Origin of the sequence: Maribacter caenipelagi (assembly GCF_004364175.1) — a bacterium.
Classification (GTDB): Bacteria; Bacteroidota; Bacteroidia; order Flavobacteriales; family Flavobacteriaceae; genus Maribacter; species Maribacter caenipelagi.
In genome coordinates, this window is sequence record NZ_SNZW01000017.1 from 1 (window position 1) to 11676 (window position 11676).

The 11676-nt window shown below is 34.6% G+C and carries 14 protein-coding genes; 10 read left to right on the plus strand and 4 right to left on the minus strand.

Going from position 1 to position 11676, the window contains the following annotated elements; genetic code table 11:
• Positions 1-207 precede the first annotated feature (207 nt).
• From DFQ03_RS14430 to DFQ03_RS14445, 4 genes are all read left to right on the plus strand, one after another.
• Positions 208-843: a hypothetical protein gene (locus tag DFQ03_RS14430; protein WP_133673895.1), complete on the plus strand. Its 636-nt coding sequence runs from the start codon at positions 208-210 to the stop codon at positions 841-843.
• A gap of 211 nt (positions 844-1054) precedes the next feature.
• Positions 1055-1843 carry an energy transducer TonB gene (locus DFQ03_RS14435; protein WP_133673896.1) on the plus strand — a complete coding sequence of 263 codons (789 nt, stop codon included), beginning with the start codon at positions 1055-1057 and terminating at the stop codon, positions 1841-1843.
• A 224-nt stretch (positions 1844-2067) separates the two neighbouring features.
• Positions 2068-2634: a cysteine hydrolase family protein gene (locus tag DFQ03_RS14440; RefSeq protein WP_133673897.1), complete on the plus strand. Its 567-nt coding sequence runs from the start codon at positions 2068-2070 to the stop codon at positions 2632-2634.
• 4 nt (positions 2635-2638) lie between these two features.
• On the plus strand, positions 2639-2932 hold the full coding sequence (locus tag DFQ03_RS14445; RefSeq protein WP_133673898.1) for a hypothetical protein: 294 nt from the start codon (positions 2639-2641) through the stop codon (positions 2930-2932).
• A 14-nt stretch (positions 2933-2946) separates the two neighbouring features.
• Here the strand turns inward: DFQ03_RS14445 and DFQ03_RS14450 are convergent, their stop codons facing one another.
• The 4 genes from DFQ03_RS14450 to DFQ03_RS14465 form a co-directional block, all read right to left on the minus strand.
• Complete coding sequence (locus tag DFQ03_RS14450) at positions 2947-3363, minus strand: hypothetical protein (protein ID WP_133673899.1); 417 nt, start codon at positions 3361-3363, stop codon at positions 2947-2949.
• A gap of 78 nt (positions 3364-3441) precedes the next feature.
• On the minus strand, positions 3442-4113 hold the full coding sequence (locus DFQ03_RS14455; protein ID WP_243834516.1) for a class I SAM-dependent methyltransferase: 672 nt from the start codon (positions 4111-4113) through the stop codon (positions 3442-3444).
• Between the two features lie 80 nt (positions 4114-4193).
• Positions 4194-5996 (minus strand): DUF885 domain-containing protein, encoded by a 1803-nt coding sequence (locus DFQ03_RS14460; protein ID WP_133673900.1) that lies wholly within the window; start codon positions 5994-5996, stop codon positions 4194-4196.
• Between the two features lie 229 nt (positions 5997-6225).
• Positions 6226-6576: a DUF983 domain-containing protein gene (locus tag DFQ03_RS14465; RefSeq protein ID WP_133673901.1), complete on the minus strand. Its 351-nt coding sequence runs from the start codon at positions 6574-6576 to the stop codon at positions 6226-6228.
• A gap of 91 nt (positions 6577-6667) precedes the next feature.
• On the opposite strand from DFQ03_RS14465, the gene DFQ03_RS14470 reads away from it, so the two are divergent.
• From DFQ03_RS14470 to DFQ03_RS14495, 6 genes are all read left to right on the plus strand, one after another.
• Complete coding sequence (locus DFQ03_RS14470) at positions 6668-7543, plus strand: helix-turn-helix domain-containing protein (RefSeq protein ID WP_133673902.1); 876 nt, start codon at positions 6668-6670, stop codon at positions 7541-7543.
• 35 nt (positions 7544-7578) lie between these two features.
• Positions 7579-8124: a hypothetical protein gene (locus DFQ03_RS14475; protein ID WP_133673903.1), complete on the plus strand. Its 546-nt coding sequence runs from the start codon at positions 7579-7581 to the stop codon at positions 8122-8124.
• A 10-nt stretch (positions 8125-8134) separates the two neighbouring features.
• Positions 8135-8512: a nuclear transport factor 2 family protein gene (locus DFQ03_RS14480; RefSeq protein WP_133673904.1), complete on the plus strand. Its 378-nt coding sequence runs from the start codon at positions 8135-8137 to the stop codon at positions 8510-8512.
• Between the two features lie 27 nt (positions 8513-8539).
• A complete protein-coding gene (gene speB, locus DFQ03_RS14485; RefSeq protein WP_133673905.1) occupies positions 8540-9322 on the plus strand; it encodes an agmatinase in 783 nt (260 codons plus the stop codon).
• 78 nt (positions 9323-9400) lie between these two features.
• Positions 9401-10720, plus strand: coding sequence for a polyprenol phosphomannose-dependent alpha 1,6 mannosyltransferase MptB (mptB, locus tag DFQ03_RS14490; protein ID WP_243834517.1), 1320 nt, complete (start codon positions 9401-9403; stop codon positions 10718-10720).
• A gap of 236 nt (positions 10721-10956) precedes the next feature.
• Complete coding sequence (locus DFQ03_RS14495; protein ID WP_133673907.1) at positions 10957-11571, plus strand: GNAT family N-acetyltransferase; 615 nt, start codon at positions 10957-10959, stop codon at positions 11569-11571.
• Positions 11572-11676: the final 105 nt, after the last annotated feature.

Sequence of the window (11676 nt, forward strand, 5' to 3'; positions counted from 1 at the left end):
GGAAATCCTTGCAATTAACTATCTTCGGTACGGGCGGACATTTTCCGTTGGAAAAGTCCGCAACTAATCATACACATGACCGTTAGCAAACATATAATGGGAACCTGTAAATTATGTAAACAAGAGAGGGAACTCATAAAAAAATCTCATATTCTGTCCGACTTCCTACATTCTGATTTGTACGATGAAAATCACAAACTGAGACAAATGGATGTTATTGCATTGTCTAATGGAATCAATAGGGAATCTAGACCATCTTCAGGAAGTTATGAAGGCGGAATTTTATGCAATATTTGCGATAACGAAACGATTGGAAAATTCGAAACTTATATTTCTAACGTAATAAAAGAAAACCTTGCTGAAAAAGAAAAAATCATTTGTAAAAGAGTAACTAACGTTCACGGGCTAAAGTTTATTGAGATAAGTAATTTGAATTACACTAAAACAAAGCTTTTTCTACTATCTCTGCTATGGCGTGCTGGAATTTCAACTCGTGAGGAGTATAAAGAAGTAGACCTTGGGATGTATAGTGAAATAATCCGAAAACAGATATTTGAAAATAAAACTTCGGAAGACAATAACATTCAAATAACGATTTACAAATTTGAAGATGGCTCAAATTACTCATCATTCATTGGGCAACCAAGAAGACACAAATTTGGTCACTCAACAGCTTATTCAATCGTTATTATTGGCTATCTTATTGTTTATCATCTTCGAGAAAATGACATTTCAAAGAAAGCCTTTAATAATCGACTTAAAGAAAATGATAGTGTGGCAATAATAGAAGTGCCAAAAAATAAAGTAGAAAAATTTGTAATGACATATACAGGAATGATATAAATACGTTTGCTAACAAAACCTAAACGTAATGCGGACTTTAGGGCAAAATCGAAAGGTCTGTGTATATTTATGAAGTCGCTAAATCTTATGGATTTAGCTTTGGAACAAAAAAAGAAAAAGCAAAACAATAAGCTATAGCTTCGTGCGCAGACGGAAACGAAAAGTTTCCTTAACACTGCACTACGCTTAGCTAAACCGTTGTAGTTTATTTATGAAAAACCTTATTTTAATTCTATACTTTTTACTACCAATGTGCAATTTTGCGCAAAAAATTGTGGATGTAAAAATTAAAAAAACTGGCGAAATATTCGAGACGTATAAAAAAGATAAAAGCTTTAGGGACGGGATTTACACGAAGTTTTATATATATCCAAAATGGAAAAAAAAGGAGATAACAGGATATTATTCTGAAAATAAAAAAGATAGTATCTGGTCATACTTCGATTGGCAGGGGAATCTATATAAAAAGGGTAGGTATGAAAATGGGCTGAAAAATGGGCTTTGGACATTTCATACGTTCAATGAAAAACATCCTAGTAGTAAAGGCATCTATTTTAACGATTTAAAGACTGGTATTTGGGAGTATTTTAATGAAAATGGTGTTTTAATTCATAAATTTAATCATTCGGACAACCAACTTTTATACTATACGGAGAAACAGGATTGCTTCGAAGAACAAGCTAATGATTTGATAGAATTGACAGATTTCAAAGGACTCGTCTTGGGTGGAGAAAAGAGTTTTCATAGTTATATAGGTCGAGAATTTCGATATCCAAAAGACGCTCAGTGGAATGGGGTGTCTGGAAGGGTGTTTGTCAATTTCTTTGTCGATGAAAATTTTAAAAAATCAGATTACAGTATTACAAATAATCCAGGTTATGGCATTGGGAAAGAGGCGAAAAGATTAATTGAAGAAGGTCCTGTATTTATTCCTCCGAAAAAAGATGGTAGTTACTCTAAAGTAAAACTATCCATTCCCATAAACTTTACGCTCAATTAAAAACAAACTACAACAACACCTATAAACAATACGGGCTTCGAGTATAAACTAATGGTTTGCGTATTTTTATGAGGTCGCGAAATCTTTGGGATTTCGCTTTAGACAGAAAAAAGAAAAAACAAAACCAAAAGATTTTGCTATGTACGTGGCGGAAAGCAAACGCTAGTTTGCTCCCGTACTGTTCATATCTCAACCGTTGTGCTTAAAGTAAAAAATAGAAAATAATGAAATTAAGAGATAATAATCCTGCTCTAATATTAGTCGATGTACAAAAAGCATTTATGGACGAAGAATATTGGGGAGGAAATAGAAACAATAAAAATGCTGAGATTGTTTGTGGTAAAATTTTGGATAAATGGAGAGAATTAGATTTACCAATATTTCATATTAGACACAGCTCAACGAATCTAAAATCCAAATTAAACCCATCTAACAAGGGATTTGAATTCAATGAAAATGTAACACCCTTGGAAAAAGAGCCAATTATTACAAAAGAAGTTAATAGTGCATTTATTGGAACTGACTTAAAAGAGCAACTGGACAAATTAAGCATTGACACTCTTGTTATCGTGGGAATAACAACAAATCATTGTGTGTCAACAACAACACGAATGGCTGGTAATTTCGGATACGAAACCTATCTAATTTCTGATGCGACCGCTACATTTGACAGAATTGGGATTGACGGAGAAAAATATGATTCGGAAACAATACATTTAACAACCCTTGCTAATTTGAATGATGAATTTGCAACTGTTTGGAATTTTAAAAAATTAATGTCCGAGATATAACAAAATGAAAAAACCAAATACAGCAGTATACATCGCTTTAGCAATTGTTATAATCGGTCTGATATTTCAAGTTATGGAAATGGGAGTTTTTGGTAAAGATCCCATACCTGAAATAACAAAATACAATCAACTGTTTTTTTGGACCGGAATCGCCGTTTGGGCTCTTGGTTATATTAAGCAAGAAGATAAAAAAAGAAGGATAGCGAAAATGACCTGTGAACTAAACAACAATCTAAATGGCCTGCTTGTTATGAACTACCACTTTAAAACAAACGAACCTTTCGCTATCCTCTTCTAAAAAAATATTCTCGCTTATTTAAATAAACGAATAGAAGATTCTTTCAAATTTAATTTTGCCGGTTGTGGAAACTCAGCGTGAATTATCAATACATTTTCATGATGCTGTTCTAGCTCGCTCAACACTTTTCTGTTCAACAATAAAATGGTTGAATGACCGTAATGATCTAGTTTATCTAGAATAGTTTTTCCGTTGAACTCACATACCCAATGGGTCTCAGACATATTCTCTTCATAAAATAATTCTAAAGTTGGTACTTGATAATATTCGTGCTCACCAATACCTTCTAAATCAAAAACCAAACGAAGCAATCCGCCCTCTAAAGAGGCTCCTTCACTAGAAATTCCTAATTCTTCAAACGATAATTTACCCGAAGTTGGTTCATTAAATTTTACTTTTATCTCTCCTTGATTTATCTCTACATTGCTCATTTACTATTGTTTTAATGATACCATCAAAGCTAGAGAACAACGACAATGTATTCTATGACATTTATCAGGGTTGAGAAATCAATTCATCATATATAATGTAGTTACAATAATACCGTGGGCATCAACGATTTTCAGTAGTTCTCGCTTTTCAACAATTTCCAAGTTAAATGGAGGCTCAAGAAGTTTGATGCCACTATTCTTTTTTAAACGCGTTCCCTGACCAGAGATAATATCTAAATTGGGGTTAAAATCTTTATTGGGAAGATGTTCTGTGACAATCACGTACTTATAACCAGATAACTTACGTGCAACTTGCTTTACCTCATCATTAGAGATATGCTGTAATACTTGACGAAGAATTGCGCAATCTGCAACAGGCAACATGTCTTTGGCGATATCTACACATAGAAATTCTAAATTCCGTGCTTTATACTTTTCCTTGTTACGTTCAATAAGTTCTGGGACAATATCTACCGCTACAATTTTTTTGGTGTAAACCACTAGTTCTTTACCAACATTGAAATCTCCGCACCCTAGATCACACACTGAAATCGGGTTTTTAAATGAAGTTAAAAATGCAATTAATGTCTCGATATAAGGTTTTAAAATTTCTGGTTTATGTGAACCTTCACCAGAGTAAAAATCTGAAGTACCACTACCCCACAGGTTATTTTCATAGACCTGCTGCATGGCATTCTTTGTGGGCCATGGTTGTTTATTCCGTTTCGATTTATTTTCTTCCTTATCCACCGGACTCCTATTTAAAAAAAACACGTCATAAATTTTTTGTTTATGACGTGTCAATTTACTTTAAAATAGATGAATTCTTGTTATTTCTGGGTTGCTATCCAAGCTTTAACCCTACGCTCTAATAAATCTAAAGGTAAAGCACCGCCGCCAAGTATAGTATCATGAAAGCCTTTAATATCAAATTTATCACCTAATTCGATCTCGGCCATTTTACGCAATTCTTGAATTTTAAGCATTCCTATTTTGTATGATGTTGCTTGCCCAGGCATTACCATATAACGCTGAACCTCTGCTACAATAGCACCTTGAGAGATGGAAGAATTATCGGTGAAATATTTAATTGCATCGGCTTCTGTCCATCCCTTGGCATGTAAACCTGTATCGACTACCAAACGAATGGCTCTCCAGATTTCATTTACCAAACGACCAAAATCATAATACGGATTCTGGTATCCGCCCATTTCTTTTGCCAATGCTTCTGAGTATAAACCCCAACCTTCGCTATACACACTAAAACCTGCTTGGGTTCTAAATTTTGGTACCGCCTCTAACTCTTGTGCAATAGAAATTTGCATATGGTGACCAGGGTTACCTTCATGATAGGCAACACCCTCCATCGTAGTTTTTGGCATCGCATTCATATCAGATAAATGCACGTAATAGGTACCTTTTCTAGAACCGTCGGGCGTACCCGCAGAATAGTGCTGTGGCGCACCATCTTGCTCACGAAATGCCTCTACCCTTTTTACCTGTAGCTTTGCTTTTGGCAAAATACCAAAGTAGTCTGGCAACTTCTTTGTCAGATCATCTAAGTACTTTGTCGACTCATCTAAATACCCCTGTCTACCTTCGTCTGTATTTGGAAAGAAGAATTGTGGGTCTGTATTTACAAATTTGAAAAAGGCATTTAAATCGCCATCAAAGCCAACCTTTTCTTTAATAGCCATCATTTCACCTTTGATTCTAGCAACCTCTTGGAGTCCGACTTCATGAATCTCATCGGCTGTCATTCCGGTTGTCGTAAAAACCTTTAAGCGATAATTATAAAAATCTTTTCCGTTCTCATGACGGCTAACGCCGGTCGGTGTTTCTTCGGCATTATCTATTTCAGTTTCTAACCATACCAATAGATTTTCATACGATGGTTTAAAATAATCATTTAACGCTTTTTCTGATTGCTCTTTCAACAAAGAAGCTTGTTCTACCGTTATATTTTCTGATGCAACAAGCGCATCGATTTTACCAGTCATATCATTTAATAATGGTGTACCATCTTTTAATGACTTTGTTTGAGCGATAACCGTAGTAAATGCAAATTTTGGTGGAAGATTACCCGCTGTAGCTTGTTCTTTTGCTCTAACCACCAACTGATCAATACCTCTAGATACTTCTTTAACCCTAGAGATATAAGCGTTCATATCTGACAGACTATCAACCTTATGAAAATTGATCAAATAACTTGGCAAACGCGTATGCATACCTCGCATTTGGTCAAAAACGTAATCTAAATTATCAAATGCGGCACCTTCTTTTAATGTCTCGTATTGGTATACCCATAAATCGTAAGACGTTTTATCGGCATCATTTAGCTTATCGTAATCGAATTTCTCTTTTAGTTCGTTGGTTGTTTCTGTATACCACGCCAACTCTTTTTCTTCAGCCGCCTTACTTAAATCGTCAATTTTATCATATTGGTCTTTTCTACCTTGAGCGGTCAACCCTAACGGACTCATCTGTAATTGCTCTTCGTATTTATCGTCGAACCATTGGTTCAACGCTACCGTTTGATCTATCTCAACCTTTGGTTCTTCTTTACAAGAAGAGAGTAGCAGAAAAGCAATGGAAAAGCTTGTCGCAATGCTCGTAGAAATAATTTTTTTCATGATAATTGATTTTGGATTTAATTTGTTATAATTCTACTGACTTATTTAGTAAAGAACAGCTGTCGGGGAAGAATTAAAGATAATGATTTTACCGAAATGAATTCTGCTAATAAGGTTTCCATTTTATAATCAAAATCTCTCATATGGAATATCAAGCTCGTAGGTATTAAAGCTTATAGACCATACCAAAAAAATCAATTTATCGATATAAATTATCGGGTCATTCTTGTTAATTCTTGTAGAAAATATAAATCCATATAGACCTAGATAGCCTAAAGTTTAAGGTGCTCAACAAAATTGCGCTTGAAGCTATTATAACGTACACCCTAACAGGTGATAAATCAACAAAGTACCAGAAGAGTATTAAGCATATAATCATTTGCGCTACAGCCAAAGCATAACTCACGAACATAGCGCCAAAAAAGAAACCTGTCTCTTTTTCGAACTTGAAATTGCATTCGGGACACCTCGCGTTCATCTTAGGCATTTTAAACAAGAAAATATTTCCGCCCTCACTAAAAACGTCTCCTTTTCTGCAATTAGGACATTTACATTTTAATACATCTACAACAATGCTCATAACTACTATTATAATACTGCAAAATTAAGACACAAAGTATCTATTTCGGTTATATTATTAGCCCCATTATTTGTACTTTTAAGACATTTATATGAAAATACCTGCTTTAAATATTCAACAATTCTTAGACAAAAAGCCTTTAGATAGCTTGTACGTAAACTCTTTTGCCACTCATATTGTACTTAACCAAAATTTAATCAATAGACCACACAGCCATAATTTCTACTTATGCGTTCTATTTACCAAAGGCAGCGGTACGCATGAAATTGATTTTAACAGCTACACCATTAAACCTGGTATGGTTTTTTTCTTAAAACCAGGTCAAACACATTTTTGGAAGTTCGATACACAACCAGAAGGATACATCTTTTTTCATTCACAAGAATTTTATGAGCTAAAGTATTTAGACCACACCTTGAGTTCTTTTCCGTTTTATTACTCGAATCAAAATCCGCCATTTCTTGAACTATCCGCAGAAAAACTACTTGATATCTCAATCCACTTTTCCGAGCTTTTTAAAGAATATCAAGAAAATAATCTTCTTCGAGAAGCTAAAATCATCAATCTCATCAATTACATTTATATTGAACTGACCCGTGTCTATACCGCTGATGTCGCCATAGAAAAATTAGGATCTACTAGTTATTCTCAAATACTAGAGCAACTAGAAACGTTAATCAACATCCATTTCTACAGCAAAAAACTTCCGAAATTTTACGCATCAAAACTAAATATCACTACAAAACACTTGAACAGAGTGGTACAAAAAACTATTAATAAAACCACTAGCCAATTAATATCTGAACGCATATTACTTGAGGCAAAAAGATTAATTGTACATTCTACAGACAATTTAGCCGGTATTTCAAATACGCTTGAGTTTTCTGATTATGCCTACTTTTCAAAATTCTTTAAATCTAAAATAGGAATGACGCCAATGGAATTTAGAAAAATGTATTTTCACTAAATCAATTTGGCATTATTTAAAACCAAGAATTATATATGGAACAAATAAAAATAATATTCTTTCTCTTAGCCTCATTTTTTGGTATTGAAGACGGTAAAATTGCTGCAGACAAAAACACCGTAACGGTTTACCCAAAAGACCATAAAATTGAGATTGTACAAGAACATCTTTTTACCATTATACAAACTGAAAAAGACACCGCACTGACCTTGGCACAATGGCAGCAATTAGTAAATTGGAAAGAAAACAAATTACCATGGGCCAAAGAACTAGATAACTTCACCAACAAAGATGTGACGATTAAAAATAACGGAGGGACTATAGAACCACGCATTTCTTTCAATTACACTGATGAAAATGATTTACGCGCCTTGGGTATTTGGTATAACAAAGAGAAAAATGAATATTCAATTAATAATGTTCCAAGAGAGCATACTACTAGCGAAAACGGTAAATTAGAAGGTAATTATTGGATTTTTGACGGAAACGGCAAATTTAGCTTTACCAATGAAGCTTTTGCTGGTTTACCTAATGAGTATAAAAAATTAAAACTCCCGATCACTGAAATCCTTAAGGACTAAATTTTCAAGTATGGACTTACAGAAGAATAAAGAAAATGCCATTGCTTTTTACAATACAGCTTATTTGGGGCAACCTAAATTGGCTATAGAGAAATATGTAGGCAACGAGTATATTCAGCATAACCCGGCCGTAGCGAACGGCACACAGGGCTTCATCGATTACTTTGAACGTATGCAAAAAGAATATCCTGAGAAGTCCATTAAGTTTGTACGCAGTATTGCAGAAGGTGATCTTGTTGCCTTACACACCCACCAAACGTGGCCTGGTAACGACCAATATATTACGATGGATTTTTTTAGGTTTGATGATAATGGCAAAATTTGCGAACACTGGGATGCTATTCAGCAAATTCCCGAGAAATCTGAGAACCCCAACACCATGTATTAATTCAACAACAAGACGAAAATCACTTTCATGAAGAACATTACTATTCAAGGCCTAAACTGGGATGCCAAGTCCTCTTTTCAACAAGGTCCGGCGAAAGCCCCTAATTTAATCAGAAAAGCATTGTATAGCGACTCTATGAATCTATGTACCGAATTCGGGGTATCGATTGAAAATGATGCCATAACCGATAAAGGTGATTTTATCATAAACGACTATTTTGATATTGCAGAAATTACCAAAAAGAACATGGAATCTGGCTCAAAATTGCTTTCTTTAGGTGGTGATCATTCGGTAACTTTTCCTATTATAAAAGCTTTTCATGAATACTACCCAGTTTTAGATATTCTGCATATCGATGCTCATGCAGATCTATATCATGATTACCAAGGCGACCCTTATTCTCACGCATGCCCCTTTGCTCGTATTATGGAAAATGGTTTTGCGGTTAAACTGGTTCAAGTCGGTATACGAACTTTGAATCCGCATCAGGCTGCACAGGCAAAAAAGTACAATGTAGACGTACATGAAATGCGGAATCTTGACCTAAATAACATTCCTAAATTTGAGAACCCACTATATATTTCTTTAGATATGGACGGGTTTGACCCTGCCTTTGCACCAGGAGTTTCTCATCATGAACCAGGCGGACTCTCATCGCGACAAGTTTTAGATTTGATCCATAGTATCGATACCGAAGTAGTTGGTGCCGACATCGTAGAATATAACCCAGATCGAGATTTTCAAGACATGACCGCATATTTGGCCGCAAAAATGATGAAAGAACTTTTAGGTAAAATGATGGAACGTTGAAACATATTTCAATAAAAACCATTAAATTGACCTGTTACTAAACCCAAAACCCTAATGCCGTTTTCCTTTAAAAATTTTATGAAACTCCATAGGGTTTCCTTGATATTGGCGGTATTGAGTTTTGTATTCTATTATACGTTTGCATATCACTTGCAGAGAACAGATTTTATAAAGCTACTTACGCTGTTTGTTGCGCTTTACTTTTTCTGTTTTAAACTTATACAGTTCGAAAAACTCAACTTTAGATTTCTACTGGGAATAGGGATAATTTTTAGGCTTATTTTTCTATTTACCGAACCCAATCTTTCTCAAGATTTTTATCGTTTTATTTGGGACGGTCACTTGGTATCTAACGGTGCCAACCCCTATTTAAACACACCAGATCAGCTAATGGAAAACATGGTATCTATGATACCAAATGCCAATATTCTTTATGAAGGCATGGGCAGTTTAAGTGCTCGACATTACAGTAATTACCCACCATTAAATCAGCTTATTTTTGCTATAGCAGCATTCGTAGGTGGTAAGAGTATTTTTTGTTCAGTGCTAACCCTACGGGCGATCATTATACTTGCCGACATTGGTATATTCTATTTCGGCAGAAAATTACTAAAGAACCTGAACAGATCTCCGCACTTAATATTCTGGTATTTTTTAAATCCGCTTATAATTGTAGAGCTTACCGGTAACCTTCATTTTGAAGGGGTTATGCTGTTTTTCTTTATTTTATCTATGTATTTATTATCTATAGATAAATGGAAAATTGCAGGTATTGTTTTAGCTTGTTCTATTTCAATAAAACTCGTACCCTTATTATTTTTACCTCTTTTCTTCAAGTACCTAGGATGGAAAAAAAGTTTCGCTTTCTATGCTATCATCGGTATAACCTCGATTGCTTTATTTCTTCCCTTTTACACACCAGAGTTCATTGACAACTATTCTAAAACCTTGAAACTGTGGTTTTCTAATTTTGAGTTCAATGCTAGCATCTATAACATAGTTAAAAAAATTGCCATACATTTTGATGCCAAGCCGTGGGAATTTATTAAAGAATATGGCAAAATTACCCCTATACTAAGTATAGCCACAGTAGGTCTATTTACGTTTTTACCTAAAAAATATGACCTAAATAGAGTACTATGGTCTATGATGTGGGTATTAACTATCTATTATTTTATTTCTACTACGGTGCACCCTTGGTATGTCATTTTTATAGTATTACTTTCTGTATTCACAACATATAGATATGCTATTATTTGGTCTGCCGCCATTGTACTGAGCTACTTCACTTATTCTCAAGCAGATTTTAAAGAGAACCTCTGGCTTCTTACCATTGAATATATTTCAGTGTACGGCTTCATTATTTATGAAATAATTGCACATAATAACAAAAAGTGAAGTTTTTGTAAAAATTATACGATGAGTGATGTCAAATAAATATAATTTGTACATTTACCCCGTAATGAACGAAAAAAACTACTTTCTAAATAGTACCGTGAGCGCAGTTGCTCTTGCGCGTCCGTTCACATCTCGCCGTCGTCGCCCGTAAGGGTAAGATATAATTATGGAATTAGGTGAGTCCATTTCCGCACGACAAATCAAATTTATTTTTACACTTTTAAATCTAACTGGCAATGAACTTAATTGTTGCTAACGAATCACATTTTAAATACGCTCAGGATATTTGCGATACTATAGCTGATTCTGCTAAAGTTCGCGGTACGGGTATTGCGAAACGTACTCCAGAATACATCCAGAGAAAACTTTCTAACGGCAATGCTATTTTAGCTTTGGATGGAGAAAAATTTGCAGGGTTCTGTTATATCGAGGTTTGGGGGCACGAGAAATTTGTTGCCAATTCTGGACTCATAGTACACCCAGACTACAGAGGTCAGGGACTTGCCAAGAAAATAAAAGCCAAGATATTCGATCTTAGTCGGGAGAAATTTCCAGATGCCAAAATATTCGGGATCACTACTGGTTTAGCGGTTATGAAAATTAACTATGAACTTGGTTATAAGCCAGTTACATTTTCTGAACTTACTGACGATCCTGAATTTTGGAAAGGCTGCCAAACGTGTAAAAACTTCGATATTCTTACCAGAACAGAACAAAAGATGTGCTTATGCACAGGTATGCTATATGATGGCAACACAAAGAAAAAAACCGAAGAAGCTAAAGAAATGAACGGTAAAGCTTTTACAAGATTAAAAAGTATTAAAGAGAGTTTGTTTCTTAAAAAGAAATAAGGAGTATAGAATATGGCAATCAAAAAAATGAATTGAATGAGGAAAATATCGATCTATTTTCCAACCTCTTTTTTCTTTATTCTATTTGCCTAATTTCAATCAAAT

Bases quoted from the DNA above. Each gene is read 5' to 3' on its own strand.
- DFQ03_RS14470 (WP_133673902.1), top strand. From the start codon at position 6,668: ATGAAAATACCTGCTTTAAATATTCAACAATTCTTAGACAAAAAGCCT.
- DFQ03_RS14435 (WP_133673896.1), top strand. From the start codon at position 1,055: ATGAAAAACCTTATTTTAATTCTATACTTTTTACTACCAATGTGCAAT.
- DFQ03_RS14445 (WP_133673898.1), top strand. From the start codon at position 2,639: ATGAAAAAACCAAATACAGCAGTATACATCGCTTTAGCAATTGTTATA.
- mptB (WP_243834517.1), top strand. From the start codon at position 9,401: ATGAAACTCCATAGGGTTTCCTTGATATTGGCGGTATTGAGTTTTGTA.
- DFQ03_RS14450 (WP_133673899.1), bottom strand. From the start codon at position 3,363: ATGAGCAATGTAGAGATAAATCAAGGAGAGATAAAAGTAAAATTTAAT.
- DFQ03_RS14475 (WP_133673903.1), top strand. From the start codon at position 7,579: ATGGAACAAATAAAAATAATATTCTTTCTCTTAGCCTCATTTTTTGGT.
- DFQ03_RS14430 (WP_133673895.1), top strand. From the start codon at position 208: ATGGATGTTATTGCATTGTCTAATGGAATCAATAGGGAATCTAGACCA.
- DFQ03_RS14465 (WP_133673901.1), bottom strand. From the start codon at position 6,576: ATGAGCATTGTTGTAGATGTATTAAAATGTAAATGTCCTAATTGCAGA.
- DFQ03_RS14440 (WP_133673897.1), top strand. From the start codon at position 2,068: ATGAAATTAAGAGATAATAATCCTGCTCTAATATTAGTCGATGTACAA.
- speB (WP_133673905.1), top strand. From the start codon at position 8,540: ATGAAGAACATTACTATTCAAGGCCTAAACTGGGATGCCAAGTCCTCT.
- DFQ03_RS14460 (WP_133673900.1), bottom strand. From the start codon at position 5,996: ATGAAAAAAATTATTTCTACGAGCATTGCGACAAGCTTTTCCATTGCT.
- DFQ03_RS14480 (WP_133673904.1), top strand. From the start codon at position 8,135: ATGGACTTACAGAAGAATAAAGAAAATGCCATTGCTTTTTACAATACA.
- DFQ03_RS14495 (WP_133673907.1), top strand. From the start codon at position 10,957: ATGAACTTAATTGTTGCTAACGAATCACATTTTAAATACGCTCAGGAT.